This is a genomic window from Agrobacterium vitis (genome assembly GCF_013337045.2).
GTDB lineage: Bacteria > Pseudomonadota > Alphaproteobacteria > Rhizobiales > Rhizobiaceae > Allorhizobium > Allorhizobium vitis_B.
The window spans coordinates 603,173-619,325 of sequence record NZ_CP118261.1; the positions used below are offsets into that span (position 1 = coordinate 603,173).

The window sequence follows — 16,153 nt, forward strand, 5'->3', positions numbered from 1 at the left end:
GGACACCATGCAGAATGCGAGCCAGCGCTTTGAGCGCAACAACATTGCCGACATCTATCCGCTTGCCCCGATGCAGGAGGGCATCCTTTTTCATTCGGTGTCTTCCCCCGGCGACGGCCTCTACATGCCGCAAACGGCGCTGCGCATCACCGGACACGTCGATGCGGACGCTCTGAAGGCGGCGTGGCAAGGCGCAATCGACCGCCATCCGATCCTGCGTTCGGGGTTCTTCTGGGAGGAGCGCGACGAGCCATTCCAGATCGCCTTCCGCAGCCTTGCGGTGACATTCAATAGGCTCGACTGGACCGGCAGCGATGCTGCTAGTGAGCGTGAACGGCTGCAAGCGCTGTTTTCCGCCAACAGGGCCGAGCCGTTTGACCTGCGCCGTCCGCCTCTGATCCGGGTCCAATGGATTCGAACCGGACAAGACCAGTCGATCATGGTTGTCTGCTACCATCATATCATCCTCGACGGCTGGTCGATCCGTCAATTGCTCGACGAAGTGCTCTCGCTCTACCGACGCGCAACAGGCAAGGCCGAGCCAGCCCTTCCGCCCGCCCGCCCTTACGGCGATTACATCGGTTGGCTTAAAAAACGCGAGCGGGCCGTGTCGCTTCGCTTCTTGCAGGATCGACTTCAGGGTTTTGCGGGCACAACCCGGCTTCTGGCAGGGGAAGCGACAGGCCAGTTCGAGCGGCTCTGCCGGGAAGTCCCAAAGCCACTGCATGAGGCCGTGCTGGCCTATGGTGCCGCCCATGGGCTGACGCTCAACACACTGCTGCAAGGCGCGTTGAGTTTGCTGATTGCACGCCAGACCGGCAGCCGTGATCTGATTTTCGGCACAACGACAGCCGGGCGCCCGGCGACGCTGGAGGGCGCGACGACGATGATCGGCCTCTTCATCAACACGCTGCCCGTGCGTGTCCGCCTCGATGAGGGCCAATCCGTCTCGGACTGGCTTGCGACCATTCAGAAAGCCCATGCCGAAACGGGCGAGCACGACCATGTACCCCTCGCCGCTATCCAAGGCCCAGGCGTTTCGCTTTTCGACACGCTGCTCGTTGTTGAGAATTTCCCGGCGCAGGCGAAGCGGACGGATGCGCCTGCACTGCTCAAAACTGAAGGCATCGACTTTGACGAGCGAACCCATTTTCCGCTCACGCTCTGGGCAACACCGCACCCGACGGGCCTGACGCTGATGGCCGGTTTCAGCCGCGACATGCTCGCATCTGAGACCGCAGCAGATCTGCTTGAACGACTGGTTGATATTATCTCCATCATGATCCGCTCATCCACCACAGATGTGTGCGCAATTCTGGATGAACTGCCTTCGGCGATGGCGGTCGGCGGTCTCTCTGAAGGCGGTTCTGGGGACAGCACCCATTTGATGCCACTGAAACAGGCAGTATCGGGCATCCCGACATCCGCAACGCCTTCCGCGACTGAAATCACACTGGCGCAAATCTGGACGGAGGTGCTCAAATGTGGTCCCCTTGATGGGCAGGCTAACTTCTTTGAGCTTGGCGGCCATTCGCTGCTGGCCGTGCGCGTCGCCAGCCGACTTCGCGGCGCGTTTTGCGTTCCGGTGCCAATGCGCGTCCTGTTTGAGCACCCCGTCCTTGCGGAACTTGCGGCCTATATCGACAGCCTTCGCCCGCAGGAATCCCAGACCACAGACCATATCGAGATTGACATATGACTATAACGCCATCACGCCCCGTGCTTCTTTGCCTGCCGCCAGCAGGCACCGGGGCCGGGCTTTTCCGCAACTGGGTACAAACCGCGCCGAGCACGATGACGGTGCATCCGGTCGCACTGCCGGGCCGCGAAGCGCGCTATAGCGAACCGGCACCGAGGTCAATTGATGCGCTTGCCGATCAGCTGGCCGTTGAGCTTGAGCCATATATCGGCGGGCGGTATGCGATTTTCGGCTATTCGATGGGTGCTCTCCTCGGCTATGAAATCGCCCGGCGCTTCTTGGGAGCGGGTTTGCGGATGCCGGAAGTGTTTTTCGCGCTCGGCTGCAATGCGCCGGACCGTATGGTCTATGAGCGAGAGCCGTTCCACACGATGGAAGCCGCTGCCTTTCGACAAGCGCTCATTGATCTCGGCGGAACAGACGCTGAAATCCTCAATAATCCCGACGCCATGGAGCTTTTCGAACCCGTGCTGCGCAATGATTTCAGAATATGCGAGACCTATACCCATGACGCGACGCGCGGCACGCTCGATTGTCCCGCCCATATTTTCCTCTCTGATGGAGACGCCTTTGTAAACCGGCAGGCCGCCGCAGCCTGGTGTGATTTCGTGACAGGCGGCACGCGCCTGCATCAGGTCGCGGGCGCGCATATGCTGGAGCGCCCGGTACTTGACACGCTGCCCGCACGACTGGCAACTCTCTGGTTAGAAACTGGGGTTCGGAACTGGCGAAAATCGCCTAAGGCGTGAGGGTTAAGCGATGACGGCCGCGATCGACATACCAACATCGGAGGAGGCATTGGTCCGCCGCGCCCTTGATGCGCAGGCCGCCTATATGCCGGATGTCCGTGCGGATATCGGTCCGGCTGGCGCAGAATGGACGACGACCGAGGCATTCTTTTCCGACGATGCGGCGCTTGGCGAATTTCTCGCCTTCGAACAATCGCTGAACGAAGGCACCGACATCAAGACGGCTGCGGCGCTGTTGATGACCGACTACGGCTACATTCTGGCCGCCGCTACTGTGCCGATCTTCGCTGGTTTTGGCCTCATTCCTAACCTATCACCGGCCTGCGTCGCTCTTTCATTCTACACGACGCAAGAGCAACATGAGGGGGAGACGCACCGGGTGCGACGCGCCCATGTCCGTTTCCTCGAAGAGACATTCTGGCAGGGCCAATTGGGCGACACCGCTGCCGAAGAACGGTTCCGGGCCGAAATAGAGCGGCATTTTCGCCCCGTCATCGACGCGATCCACGCGCGCACGCGCCTTTCTCGCTCGGCGCTCTGGCGGCTCGCCGCTGATGCGATTGCCGGTCGCTTTCTCGATTCCGGCCGCCGTTTCGCCAGAGTCGAGGCGGCCAAGGCATCTGCAATGCAGATCCTCAAAGTGCCCGGTTCGCCGCTTGCCAACCGTCAGCTCCACTATTTCGATCTGAGTGTACTCGACAAAAACCAGCAGGAATTTTCATACACCTTCCGTCAACGCGGCGGCTGCTGTCGATTTTACCTCGTGAAGGGCGGAGAATACTGTCCGACCTGCGTCCTGAAGGCACCTGCAGAACGGGACGAAGAGTTGCGCCTGGCCATGCGTCAACATCTCGGCGTCGCTGATGAGAGTCTGTCAGGCTAAAATTGAACCTGACTGCCTTATCGATTTTTTTTAACGATCGGAGTCCCAAACCGGGAAAAGCAATCGTCTACCTCCCGAGCACAATGTGGAGTTGCTCCTTACGGTGGGCTGAAAAGCCTTGAGTACCGGAGAGTTTGGGGGTTCTATGACGAAGATTTTTTCCACTACACGCGAGGCCCGGGCGAGCCTCAGAGCCGTCCTTTTAGCAGGATCGGCGCTTGTGATGTTGACACCGCCCGTGCCGGCAATGGTGCGTGAGGCGCAGGCTCAAATGTCGCAGCACGCGATTTCCGTACCGGCCGGTCCGCTTACGCCGGCGCTCAACAGCCTTGCTGCACAGACGGGCCTCCAGATTCTGTTCGACGCGTCGGTTGCCCAAAACAAATCAACCCGCGGCGTGAATGGGACGTTGACACCCGAACAGGCCTTGAAGGCCGTGCTTGCAGGGACCGGCGTCGATGCGCGCTTTGCCGGCGAAAACCGCGTCACCTTGCAGAATGCGACTTCTGCCTCAGGAAACCCGGAGCAGGACGGGACCCTGCTCGAACCCATCGTGATCTACGGTGCCCGCAATGCGACCACCCTCGGCGGTACGACAAGCAGTGTCGCTATTCTCAAGGCCGAAAGCCTGGCGAACAGCCAGATCCGCACCACGCAGGAAACGTTTCGTCGCATGGCGAATACGATGGACAGCGCCACAGTCAACGCTGGTTTCGTGATCCGCGGCATGAGTTCCGAGGGTCTGGTATCGTCCGGTGGGCCAGCAGGCTCCATCTATATCGATGGCATCCTTCAGACGCGCTACAATGCCCGCTTCGGCGCACGCAATCTCTGGGACGTTGAGCAGGTCGAGGTCTATCGCGGCCCGCAATCGACGCTCTCCGGCCGCGCCGCCATGACCGGAGCCGTCTATATCAAATCGAAGGATCCGACCTTCGAGAAAGAAGTCGAGGTTTCCACCACCGTTGGTACCGATAATCTCGTGGGCACCGCCATCACGGTCAATACGCCTATCGTCGAGGATCAAGTCGCGCTACGGCTCTCCGGGTCCTATGAACGTTCGAAGGCCCAGCCTAGCTACTCCGATTTCAAGTCATACGACAATTACGACGATTTGATCACCGATATCAGCGGCATAGCGCGCGCCAAGCTGCTGTTGACGCCGTCAGAGCTGCCGGATACCCGCGCAGTGCTCACCTATTCCTATTCGAAGGACCGGCCGAACGACGCACTCGTCGGGCTCTATTCGGGACGGGGCGATTTCAATAACGCGCCTGTCACGTACACCGAATATCGCTGGACCGAGGCCCATAATCTCGGACTTGAGGTCACCCACGACATTTCTGAAACCCTGCGCTTCACATCGCAGACCGGCTATCAATATGGCATCAACAACCGGCGCTCCATTGATTATGGCACCGAAAATGTCGTCAACGGTATCACCGGCGAAGATGACAACTCCATCCTCACCCAGGAATTCCGCCTGAACTACGAAGGCGATCGCTGGAAATGGGTGACCGGCATCTATGGCAGCTACGAAAAGTGGGATGGTGCCACGGATATCGTTGCGTTCGATTATTACCAGCAGAATGACACGCAGCACCGCACAACCGCGAACCTGGCCATCTTCGGTGAAGCGACCTACGAATTTGCGCCGACCTGGTTTGCGACGCTGGGCGGACGCCTGGATTACCTGAGAGACAAGGACCACCAGCAGAATTATTCCGGTCTGATCGATGACTCCCCTGTCCTGACTGGTGACCCGACGTCCCTCACCGAGTATAATTTCGTTCCTAAAATCGGCATATCCAAGGAGTTCGGCAGCAACCAGAAGGTGGGGCTCACCTATACTGAAGGCTTCCGCTCGGGTGGGTCCTATCTCGACCGCGTGACGGGTGAACTCGGCACCTATGATCCCGAATACTCCAAGAACATCGAACTCTCGTACAAGGGAACGCTGCTGGACGACCGCCTGACGTTGAATGCCAATCTGTTCTACACCAAGTATTCGGATCAGCAGGTCGAGATCCGGCCTGACCCCTCGATCCCCGGTTATCGCATCATTTCGAACGCCGCCACATCTCGGTCCTGGGGTTTCGAAATCGAACCGTCCATGCAGGTCACGGACCAGTTAACGACCTTTGCATCGATCGGTTACCTCAACACCAAGTTCATCGACTTCAACCATGCCGCACTCAGCGAACCGCAGGACGGCAAATCCTTTCCCGAAGCACCGGAATGGAGCCTGGGCTTTGGCGGACGTTACGAGTTCCAAAATGGAGTTTTTGTCGGTGCCGATGCCAAATACACGACCAGCTATAATTCGCGCTTCGGTACGAATGGCATGTACAAGATCGATGCGCGCTTCATCGTCAACGCGCAGGTGGGCTTCAAGAAGAACAACTGGGAAGTGACGCTGTTTTCGGAGAACCTGACGGATGAAAAATACTTCACGTTGATTGATCCGGATTACTCTCTGCCTTACGGCCAGGCTGGCAAGCGTCGATCATTCGGATTGAACCTCCGGGCGAAGTTCTGATTATCTCGGGCTGCGGGGGCATTACCCCGCAGCCGTTTTCGATTTCCGGCGACAAAATGGTGGCCCTCTTGCGTTTCTGTCTGTTTCTCCTCGCGTTTCTTATGACCGGTTCACTGGCGCAGGCCGCCTGCCAGGGGACCTTTCTGACCGAGGACGTCTACAATCCGCCCCTCTGCATTCCGGCTGCGCCAAAACGGATCGTCACGCTCGACCCGCTGATCACACTTGGAATGCTGATCGAACTCAAGGCGCCTGTCATCGCCACCCCCTATATGGCAATCACGGAAAGCGAAGTGCTCGAGGTGGTCAGGGCCGAAAAAATGGTCGATCTCGGCAATCCCAGGGAGCCAAGCCTGGAACGTGTCGCAGCCTTGAAGCCGGATCTTATCATCGGTTCTGCGGAGGCTCATTCAGGCATCTTTGAGCAGGCTGCCAAGATTGCACCAACGGTGCTTTTCAAGCACATGGACTGGAAGGTCTATCTCCAGCGCCTTTCCGAAGTGACCGGTCGTGAAGGTGTGGCAAGGAGTGCCTTGACGGCCTATAATGACCGTGTCTCGGCCATTCGTGAACGCGTGAAAGACAAGAAACTCACGGTCTCCACCGTCCGTTTGGCCCCTGATCGGTTTGTCGTGTTTGTCGACGGACCGAACGCCTACGCCCCCTTTGCGGTGCTGCATGAAGCAGGCGTGAAGCGCACGGCCTATGAGACCGTGACCGACGGCACGATCGTGAAGCGGCCAGACTGGGAGGAACTGGCAAATCTTGATGGCGACGTGCTGCTCTATGTTTCCGCCAGCGGTTTCGAAAGCGGGCCGGATGACGCGTTGGAAAAGCAGGTAACGGAAAATCCCCTCTGGCAATTGCTGCCCGCTGTTCGCGAAGGTCGCGCCCATCGGGTCGATCGCGGCCCCTGGCAGAGCTTCTACGGCATCAGTTCGGCAAACCGTATCCTCGACGATGTCGAACGCTTCATCCTGACGGCCCCATGACCGACCGCACGGCTGGCTATATTGCAGAAACCGATGCTGGACGGATGCTTGCGCTTGCCGCATTGCTCTGTCTGCTCATGCTCGCCACCGTGTTCGCCATCTCGCTGGGCGCGGCGATGATGCCGCCCGCCAAAGTCATCTCTGCACTCTTCGCATCCGAGACGTCGCGGGATCACCTGATCGTCATGACCATTCGCCTGCCACGTGCCCTTGCGGCATTGCTTGCAGGCAGCGCACTGGCTGTCTCCGGTACCATCATGCAGGCAGTGACAAACAATCCCCTCGCCTCACCGGACCTGCTGGGCATCAACGCAGGCGCGGCCTTTGCAGTGGTCTCCATCATGGCCATTTTCGGCTCCGGTATCGGCGACATCTACGTTTGGTTTGCTTTTCTCGGCGCGGCCATCGCGGCGACCATTGTCTATGTGCTGGGCTTGTTGGGAAGGGTGGGGCAATCCCCGCTCAGGCTCGTGCTGGCGGGCGCCATCGTTGCGACCTTCCTGACCTCTGTGACTACAGTTATGTTGATCTTCGATCAGAGCACTCTTGATGCCGTGCGCCTCTGGACCGCAGGCTCTGTCACGGGGCGAAACATCGAGCAAGTCAAGACCGTTGCACCCTATATCATTGCCGGGCTCATCGCTGCCCTGCCCTTTGGCCGTCATCTGACAACAATCAGCCTTGGCGCGGATACGTCGCGCGCGCTCGGCCAAAACCAAATCCTCTGGCGCGGCCTATCGGTCGCCGTGGTCATTTTGCTTGCCGGTGGTGCCGTCGCACTTGCCGGACCGATTGGCTTCGTCGGGCTTGTCGTGCCCCATGTGGCCAGGATGTGCATCGGCGTTGACTATCGCTGGATCATTCCTTTTTCTGCACTTGGCGGTGCCTTGCTGGTGATCGTGGCAGATACGGCCGGACGATTGGTGTTTGGCAGCCAGAGCTTTCCGGTCGGTGTCACCATTGCGTTGATCGGCGCGCCGTTTTTCCTCTATCTCGCCCGCACACGGCTAAGGGACGGAGCATGATCCGGCTTGTCTTCGTCCTGATACTTCTGCTCTCAGTTCTCGTCGCAGCAAGTCTCGCCTTTGGCGACGTGTCCTTGGGTTGGCGTGAACTCTACGACGTGTTGATGGGCACGGGCCGTGCCCAGTTGCAGAGCGAAATGATTGTTTGGGATCTGCGCCTTCCGCGCGTTCTTTTGGCGCTCCTCGTTGGCGTAGCACTCGCGCTCGCCGGAACGGTCAGCATTGCCATCATGCGCAATCCGCTTGCTGATCCGGGCGTTCTGGGCATCAACAGCGGTGCGGCTGCCGCGGCCATGGCTGTCATTGTGTTGATCAATGATCCGCCTGTGGCGCTTCTGCAAGTGGCGGGCTTTTTGGGTGCCAGCGCCATGGCCCTTGCCGTCTTTGCGCTCGCCTGGCGCAGCGGCACGTCTTCGCTGCGCATCATCCTGATCGGCATCGGTCTTTCCGCCCTCGCTTCCGCCGGCACCACCTTCCTGTCAGCCTTCGGCGACATTGGCGACGTTCAGCGGGCGCTGGTATGGTTAGCTGGCAGCGTCTATGACGCCAACATGGTCAAGGTCCGGTTGCTTGCGCTCTGGCTCATCGTGCCAATCGCACTCACCCTTCTCGCCGCGCGGGAACTCGACCTCATCCGCTTCGGTGACAATAGTGCAAGGAGCCTCGGCCAGCCCGTCGATCGCATACGGGGCCTGATGATCCTGCTAGTGACCGTACTCTCTGGTGCCGCCATTGCCGTGTCCGGTCTCATCGGCTTTGTCGGCCTTGTCGCGCCACATATCGCGCGTCGGCTGGCAGGAGTGTCCCACGCTCGGATGCTTCCTGTCGCTGCCCTTGTTGGTGCCTGTCTGGTTGTCGCCGCAGATCTCATCGGTCGTGTCATCCTGCCTCCGGTGCAGATCCCCGCCGGAATCGTAACCGGGTTCGTGGGTGCTCCCTTCTTTGGCTATATTCTCTGGAGACGTCGCCATGACCACTAATCCGCAAGGCGCTGCCAGAATCACCAGCAAGGGCGTTGATATTGCCTATGGCAACCGGCGTATCGTCGAAAATCTCGATCTTGCCATTCCGCAACAGCGCTTTACAGCGCTGCTTGGCCCTAATGGCAGCGGCAAATCGACAATCCTGCGCGCTTTCGCAGCGTTGATGAAACCATCCGCTGGCAGCATTATCCTTGATGGCTTTGATGTATCGCAGCTTTCCACCCGCGAGGTGGCGCGAAAAGTGGGCGTGTTGCTGCAAGGGCCTGTTGCGCCGGAGGGGCTGACCGTTGCCGATCTCGTCCGTCAAGGGCGCTATCCGCACCAGTCGCTGTTCAGTCGCTGGTGTCTTGAGGATCAGCAGGCGTGCGACGAGGCCCTCATGCTGACGGGCACGACAGATCTTGCAAGCCGCATGCTGGATACGCTTTCCGGCGGCCAGCGGCAGCGCGCCTGGATTGCCATGACGCTGGCGCAACAGGGTGAGACCATCTTTCTTGATGAGCCAACAACCTATCTCGACCTCGAGCATCAGATTGAACTGATGAAGCTGATTACGATGTTGGTCGCAAAGCGCGGAAAGACCGTCGTGGCGGTGCTGCACGACATCAATCAGGCCGCACGCTACGCCGAACACATTGCCCTGTTGAAGGGCGGTCGGATCAGGGCTATCGGAACACCTGACGAGGTTATCAGTGCAGAAACGATCGCCGATGTCTTCAACGTCAAGAGCATGGTGATCCGTGATCCCGTTGCCGGAACGCCTTTGTGCATTCCGCTCTGAAGCAGCCTTCTCTGAGGCCGCAAGGAATGTCACCAAAATATCACACTTCTTGCTATTTTTGATAAGACCCGGTTTGCTTTGCCACCAGCAGGTGAAGGCGATCAGACGGATTCAGACAAGGAAATCAGACACAAAGATGAGTTTTAAAGTCTTCTTTTATCTCGCCGTAATAGAATGAAGCCCCATATTTCTAAAGCATTGCACTTGCACGTCTTTTCGGGATTGTCTAGCCATTCCCCATGACGGTTCAGCCGCGTCTATTCTGACCTACCGTCCGCTGGGAACCATGTGCAGATGTCGAGATCTTCCTCCTCGTCCCTTGTCTGGGACACCGTTGACAGCAGCGAGTTGCTCAATCGAGCCATGGAAGCACACTATGCTGATATCACCAATGCGGTGCGCCGACGGGGACACCCAAGCTCAACGGCCCGCGACGTCGTGCACGATCTTTATGTGAAGCTCGCCGCCAAACCAGAGGTTCTGCTGAACAAGCGGTCGATCAAGGCCTTTCTCTGCCGCGCCGCCATCAATCTCGGCATTGACCGCCAACGCCGGGAAACGAAGGAAACCCGGCTGTTCTCAGGATCGGAGCGGGAGGCCCTCTCGGCGCCAAGTACCGGGCACGCGCCGGACCACGGTCTGGAAATAGAAGCGCGGCTTGCAGCCCTTCGCGAAGCGATTGCGGAACTGCCAGAGAGGCGACGTGTCGTCTTCATTCTTCATCGCCTCCATCATCTGACACCAGACCAGATCAGCACCAGGCTCAACATCTCAAGGAACATGGTCGACCGGCACCTACGGCGTGCGTTTGCCCATTGCCTTGACCGGATTCTTTAGAGTCAGTCAGGTTCAAATTGAACCAGACAGACTCTCGTTTCTTTTGTTTTGGTTTGTCTTTTCGGGAAGACCGGTGACCACCTGTCCCTGACAAACTCTTGATCCCCAAAGAATCCCGTATCATGAACGCAGAACGGTCACATCCTTGCGATTGGACAGTTGTCAGTGTCCTAAACCGTGGATGTCAAACGTCTACTGTATACTGCCTTAAAGCGGAATCGATTTAAGGCGAAAATTATGCAGCGGATATAAAGCGCTACAGCGAACCTTTGTGCGCCATATATGGCGTATGACACTGTAGAGGTCGTAGGATGCGTCCGGAGTAAACTATGTCGGTCAAGGAATCGAGTGACAGTCAGAAAAGACGAAACCGCGAGGCGGCCGACTGGCTTTTGCGCAACGGTGACCCAAACCAATCGCCGGACGACCGGGCTCTCTTTGAGACATGGCTGAAGCGCGACCCGGAAAACTGTCGGACCTACAGGGCAGCCGAGTTTCTGATGGGCGACGCCAGCCGCGCGATTCAGTCCGATCCTGCTCTGGCCAATATCGACATGCGCCCCCGCAACCTGGCCAAGCCGATCATCGCAACACTGTTGGTGGCAGCCCTTGCAACCGGCGCCTTCTTCGCACTCGATGGGCCGCTGCGCATTCAAGCGGACATGATCGCCGGTACCGACGAAACCCCCGTTCGTACACTGGAGGATGGTTCCATTGTCCAGCTCAATGCCTCCTCGGCAATTGCCGTGGATTTTACCGAGGGTCACCGCATCATCCGCCTCCTGCGGGGCCAAGCGTTCTTTCAGGTCGCTCATGCGCCTGAACGACCTTTCACGGTTGTGGCTGGTGAGACAAAGGTGGTCGCACTCGGCACAGCGTTCGATGTTCGCTACGGCAAAGAGGATACCGAGGTGACAGTCACGGAGAATGCGGTGCAGCTTGAGCGCGATGGCGCGCACGCAGCCTCTCTGCGGGTGAACGAAGGCGAGCAGGCGGTCTACGATTACGCCAGGAAAACGACAGACGTGACACCAGTCGACGGCCTCGTCGCTCTCGCATGGAGGCGCGGACAAATCGCCGTGGACAACGCGCCTCTTTCCTATGTCGTTGAGGAAATGAACCGGCATTTCCGAGGCCGCATCGTCATTGCGAGCTCAGCGCTGGCACGTCGTCGTGTCAGCGGCACGATCAAGATTGCGGATACCAAAGACGCGCTTGCCTTCCTTAAAAAGGCGCTTGGCTTGGACGCCACACGTTTAGGTCCCTTGATCGTTATCCATCAGTCATAATATCCGCAGAACTCTGTTCATCACTGCTGTTCATAAACACTCTGGTTGACTTGCCTCCGCTTTGACATGGGGCCGCGGAACGCCTGTTCCCATTTTCCGGTCAGATGTTGCAAGTCTACGAACTCAGTCCGAACCTCGCTTTAAGCCAGACGAGAAGGTCATCTAAAAATGTGAACACCACTGGGATGACCAGGAGGCTCAAGAAGGTTGAGGTCAACAACCCGCCAATCACGACAATGCCCATCGGCTGACGAAAGCTCGAATCGCCAGCGACGAGGCTGAGCGCTGCTGGTGCCATGCCGCCAGCCATGGCGATTGTGGTCATAATGATCGGACGCGCACGTTTGTGACACGCATCGACAAGGGCATCGTAGCGAGACATGCCTCCTCGGCGTGCCTCAATCGCATACTCCACGAGCAGAATGGAGTTTTTGGAGACGATTCCGATCAAAAGGAGCAGACCAATCACCGCAGGCATCGAGAAGCTGGTGCCGGTGAGCACAAGCGGCAGCATAGCCCCGCCAAGCGCCAGCGGAATTGCCATCAGGATTGTGACCGGCTGCAGGAAATCATGGAAGAGGAGAACAAGAACGGCGTAGATGCAGAAGATGCCAACGGCTATCGCTGTCGCAAAACTGTTGAACAACTCAGTTTGGCGCTTCAATTCGCCCTGTTCGACAAATTTTACGCCTTGTGGCAAGTTTCTATAGCCTGGCAATTGGGCGGCCTCAGCGGTGACTTCGGACAGGCTCCTGCCATTCAGCTCAATGGTGAGTGTGACATTGCGTGATCGGTCGAGCCGATTGATTTCGCTTGGGCTGGACCCAATTGAAATATCAGCAATTGCCCCAAGGGCAACATTGCCAGCGCTGCCCTCAACCGGGATAAGAGATATTGCGTCCAGTGACTGGCGATTTGTTGTGTCCAGCATGACCCGGATATTGATCTGACGTTCTGGAAGATTAAGCTTGGACAGCGCGGTATCATACGCTCCTGCCGTCGCCACGCGAATAGCCTGAGCAATCGCCTTGGACGTCACGCCCAAGGACGCGGCTTTCGCCAAATCCGGTTTGATGATGATCTCTGGCGACTGCATGGCAGCAGAGGATGTCACGTTGCCAATGCCTGACAATGTGCGCAGACCCGTCTCGAGGCTAGCGGCTGCCTTTTCCAAAATTTCGGAATCATCCCCTGACAAGGTGAGCGTGAGCTCCGTGCCATTGCCACCAGTGCCTGTTTCGAGGCGCAGGCCCGGCACTTTTTCCAAAGCTTTTCGTAAATCGGCTTCGATTTGTGACTGCTTGACATCGCGCTCGCCAATCGGTGTCAGGTTGACAACAATCGTGGCACTGTTGGTGCTGGATGTTGTGGTGCTGCTTGCACCTCCTCCGGTGGAGGCTGTCCCTGTTGCTTGAAACACCGAGGTAACATGATCAACCTTGGCGATGATCTCGGACGCCTTTCGAGACGCTTCGTCCGTTGTCTCAATCGTCGATCCCGTCGGCGTCGTGATGGTGACCTTGGTTTGCGCATCATCAGATGCCGGAAAAAAGCCGGTCGACAAATGGCTCAGAAGCAGAAGCGTGAATGCCAAAAATCCGACAGTCCCCAGCACCGGTATCCAGCGACGCCGGAGCGCCCCTTTTACGAGCCAGAGATAGGACCGCATCAAACGACCGTCTTCTTTTTCTTCTGTACTGCCTGGCTTTAATATGTAAGCCGCCATCATCGGCGTGACCAATCGCGCGACCAGAAGAGAAGCAAGAACAGCCACTGAGGCCGTGATGCCGAATTGCTTGAAGATGATGCCAACCACCCCGCCCATGAAGGCGGTCGGCAAAAACACGGCGACCAATGTGAAGGTTGTGGCGATAACCGCCAAGCCGATCTCGTTTGCCGCTTCCATGGCAGCATCGAAGGGGCTTTTTCCCATTCTCAGGTGTCGCTCGATATTCTCGATTTCGACGATCGCATCATCGACAAGAATACCGACGACCAGGGACAGCGCCAACAGCGTGATCGTGTTCAGCGTGTAGCCACAAAAATACATGGCAAGGAATGTCGGTATAATCGACAGCGGCAGAGCGACCGCCGCCAGAAGTGTTGCACGCCAATCGCGCAGGAACATCCAGACCACCAAGACTGCGATGACCGCACCCTCGTAGATCATGTCCATGGACGATTCATAATTTTGCTCGGTCGGAACAATGGTGTTGTAGGCTTCCTCGATCGTCACCTGCGGATTGGCCGCAGCAAAGGCCTTCATTGCTGTACGGACATCATCGGTGACGGCGATATCGGAATAGCCCTTCGACCTTTTAATCTGCGCGGCAATGACGGGTTTGCCATTGAGATAGGCAAGCGAGGTCAAATCGCTTTGGGAATCGGTTACTGTGCCGAGTTCGTCCAGCCTGACCCAACTGCCCTTTGGCAGTGGGACAGGCATTGCGCGCAGTTCATCGGCAGTTTCTGCCGCAACCACGGTACGCACAGACTGGCTTTCACCGCCAATTCGTCCTTTGCCGCCAGACAGATAGGTTTGCACGGCTTCAAGCTGGGTGTTCACGTCATTGGCGGTCAATCCCAGGCTGTCGAGCATGTTAGAGTTGAGTTCTACCCTGATCTCCCGATCGATGCCGCCCAAACGGCCAACTTCACCCACGCCTTTGACAGCCATCAGTGCTTTTGACATGTCGTTATCGATAAACCACGACAGTTCTGCATCGTCCAGTTTGTCGGAATGCACCACGAAGGTAATCAGCGGAGAAGAATTCAACGATTGCTTTGAGACCGTTGGATCATCCATATCTTGTGGCAGGTCGCTTTTTGCTTGATCGACAGCGCTTTTGACCTCGTCCAATGCGGCTTGCGTGTCTTTCCCAACCTCAAAAGCGACTGAAATGCTTACTGAGCCGTCCGTGATCGTCGTGGTCACTGAATCCAGCTTGCTCAGGCCGGTCAGTTTGTCCTCGATCTTCCGGGCGACTTCCGTTTCAAGCTGGGCTGCTGCCGCCCCGTCCAGCGTCGCGCTGATATTGATGGTTGGAAGATCCATATCCGGGAAGTTTTGGATGTCGAGACGATTGAACGCCCAAAGGCCGCAGGCCGTCAACAATGCAAAAAGCAGCAACGGCGGGACGGGGTTGCGAATAGACCAAGAGGAGAAATTCACTTCGATTCCTCCTTCGTCACGGCATCATTGTTGTCTACAACGTGGACAATAGAGCCGTCTGCCAGGAATACACCGCCTGACGCCACAACGTCTTCGGTCTTCTCAATTCCTGAAGTTATTTCGACGCGATCATCCTGCCGCCGTCCAAGCTTTACCCGCTTGCGTGTCACCGTTTTTTTGTCTGCCGAGTTCAAAACGAACACATATGAGAAGCCGTCCTTGAGAATGACGGCCGCGGCGGGCACGGTGAGCGCATCCATGTGGTTGAATTCAAAGTAACCGCTGGCCAGAACGCCGATTTTTGGTGCTTCAATCCCTTGAGTGGGTTGCAGCGTCACATAGACGATCACGCGACCATTGTCGGTTGACATCGAAGGTGCCACCATCCTGACCTCACCGTGCGCATCGCCACGCGGCGTTGGGATGACGGCTTTTGTTCCGACCTTGACATCAGCCAGCCGATTAAATGGCAATTCTGCCTTCCATTCGATACGATTTTGCCGGATCAGCTTGAACAACTCGCCACCGGCGGTGACGACATCTCCAAGAGATGCGGAGCGTTCGGATATAACCCCGTCGTCCACTGCGTAAACCTTGGTCCTGTCCAAGGTGAGTTGGGACGATGCCAACGCAGCCCGCGCCGAAAAGAGGGAGGCTTTGGCTTTACGCTCGGTAATCAGATATTCTTTTATTTGTTGGCTTGATAATGCGCCAGAACTCGTCAATCCTCGGGCGCGGTCACCATTCGCTATTGCTTGATCAAGATCGGCTTCCGCTTTTTCAACATTCGCCTGTTGTTGCTCCAGGTCAGCTTGGGCAGATTCCGGCGCAAACTGCACCAGCAAATCGCCCTTTTTCACGTATGAACCAACATCTGCTTTAACATCGGTGACCTTCATACCGCTGGTTTCTGCTGCGATTGTCGCTTCATGCCAGGCGGCAAGACGACCACTTGCGGGGATAATCACGGGCCAAAGCAAAACCTCCGGCTTGACCAAGCTCACGCTCAGTGCGGCTGCTTGATCCGTCTTTTGTTCACTATCCTGGCTTCGGGCAGCGAAGGTGACCATGACAAAGGACCCCATGGCGAGGATCGCCGCGAGAGAGCGGATAGAAAATTTGCTCATCAATAAATTCCCATTGCAGAGGTCGGCGTACCCACAAGGGCGATGCATTCGCCTCCCGGAGACGTGCGGGGTGCGAC

General features: G+C 57.4%; 12 protein-coding genes. 10 read left to right on the forward strand and 2 right to left on the reverse strand.

Annotation, left to right across the window (positions count from 1 at the left end; translation table 11 throughout):
- The first annotated feature begins 7 nt into the window (after window positions 1-7).
- The 10 genes from G6L01_RS25600 (at window position 8) to G6L01_RS25645 (ending at window position 11,777) form a co-directional block, all read left to right on the forward strand.
- Window positions 8-1,699, forward strand: coding sequence for a condensation domain-containing protein (locus tag G6L01_RS25600; protein WP_070166138.1), 1,692 nt, complete (start codon window positions 8-10; stop codon window positions 1,697-1,699).
- On the forward strand, window positions 1,696-2,448 hold the full coding sequence (locus G6L01_RS25605; RefSeq protein ID WP_081089193.1) for a thioesterase II family protein: 753 nt from the start codon (window positions 1,696-1,698) through the stop codon (window positions 2,446-2,448). Before G6L01_RS25600 ends, G6L01_RS25605 begins: the two co-directional genes overlap by 4 nt.
- Window positions 2,449-2,458: 10 nt before the next feature.
- Window positions 2,459-3,331, forward strand: coding sequence for a ferric iron reductase (locus G6L01_RS25610; RefSeq protein WP_060720004.1), 873 nt, complete (start codon window positions 2,459-2,461; stop codon window positions 3,329-3,331).
- 223 nt (window positions 3,332-3,554) lie between these two features.
- The gene (locus tag G6L01_RS25615) at window positions 3,555-5,870 is read left to right on the forward strand and encodes a TonB-dependent receptor (protein WP_234891861.1); all 2,316 of its coding nucleotides are present in this window, start codon (window positions 3,555-3,557) and stop codon (window positions 5,868-5,870) included.
- Window positions 5,871-5,971: 101 nt separating this feature from the next.
- Complete coding sequence (locus tag G6L01_RS25620; RefSeq protein ID WP_234613923.1) at window positions 5,972-6,862, forward strand: iron-siderophore ABC transporter substrate-binding protein; 891 nt, start codon at window positions 5,972-5,974, stop codon at window positions 6,860-6,862.
- The gene (locus tag G6L01_RS25625) at window positions 6,859-7,887 is read left to right on the forward strand and encodes a FecCD family ABC transporter permease (RefSeq protein ID WP_060720001.1); all 1,029 of its coding nucleotides are present in this window, start codon (window positions 6,859-6,861) and stop codon (window positions 7,885-7,887) included. The genes G6L01_RS25620 and G6L01_RS25625 overlap by 4 nt, the downstream gene beginning before the upstream one ends.
- On the forward strand, window positions 7,884-8,867 hold the full coding sequence (locus tag G6L01_RS25630) for a FecCD family ABC transporter permease (protein ID WP_060720000.1): 984 nt from the start codon (window positions 7,884-7,886) through the stop codon (window positions 8,865-8,867). The genes G6L01_RS25625 and G6L01_RS25630 overlap by 4 nt, the downstream gene beginning before the upstream one ends.
- Window positions 8,857-9,651, forward strand: a complete 795-nt coding sequence (locus tag G6L01_RS25635) for an ABC transporter ATP-binding protein (RefSeq protein ID WP_060719999.1) — start codon at window positions 8,857-8,859, stop codon at window positions 9,649-9,651. The genes G6L01_RS25630 and G6L01_RS25635 overlap by 11 nt, the downstream gene beginning before the upstream one ends.
- A gap of 294 nt (window positions 9,652-9,945) precedes the next feature.
- Window positions 9,946-10,488: an RNA polymerase sigma factor gene (locus G6L01_RS25640; protein WP_060719998.1), complete on the forward strand. Its 543-nt coding sequence runs from the start codon at window positions 9,946-9,948 to the stop codon at window positions 10,486-10,488.
- A 329-nt stretch (window positions 10,489-10,817) separates the two neighbouring features.
- Window positions 10,818-11,777, forward strand: a complete 960-nt coding sequence (locus G6L01_RS25645; protein ID WP_060719997.1) for a FecR family protein — start codon at window positions 10,818-10,820, stop codon at window positions 11,775-11,777.
- 115 nt (window positions 11,778-11,892) lie between these two features.
- Here the strand turns inward: G6L01_RS25645 and G6L01_RS25650 are convergent, their stop codons facing one another.
- Together G6L01_RS25650 and G6L01_RS25655 are read right to left on the reverse strand one after the other, a co-directional pair.
- Entirely contained in the window at window positions 11,893-14,949 is a 3,057-nt protein-coding gene (locus tag G6L01_RS25650) for an efflux RND transporter permease subunit (RefSeq protein ID WP_070166140.1), read from the reverse strand.
- Window positions 14,946-16,076: an efflux RND transporter periplasmic adaptor subunit gene (locus tag G6L01_RS25655; protein WP_070166141.1), complete on the reverse strand. Its 1,131-nt coding sequence runs from the start codon at window positions 16,074-16,076 to the stop codon at window positions 14,946-14,948. The genes G6L01_RS25650 and G6L01_RS25655 overlap by 4 nt, the downstream gene beginning before the upstream one ends.
- Window positions 16,077-16,153 lie beyond the last annotated feature (77 nt).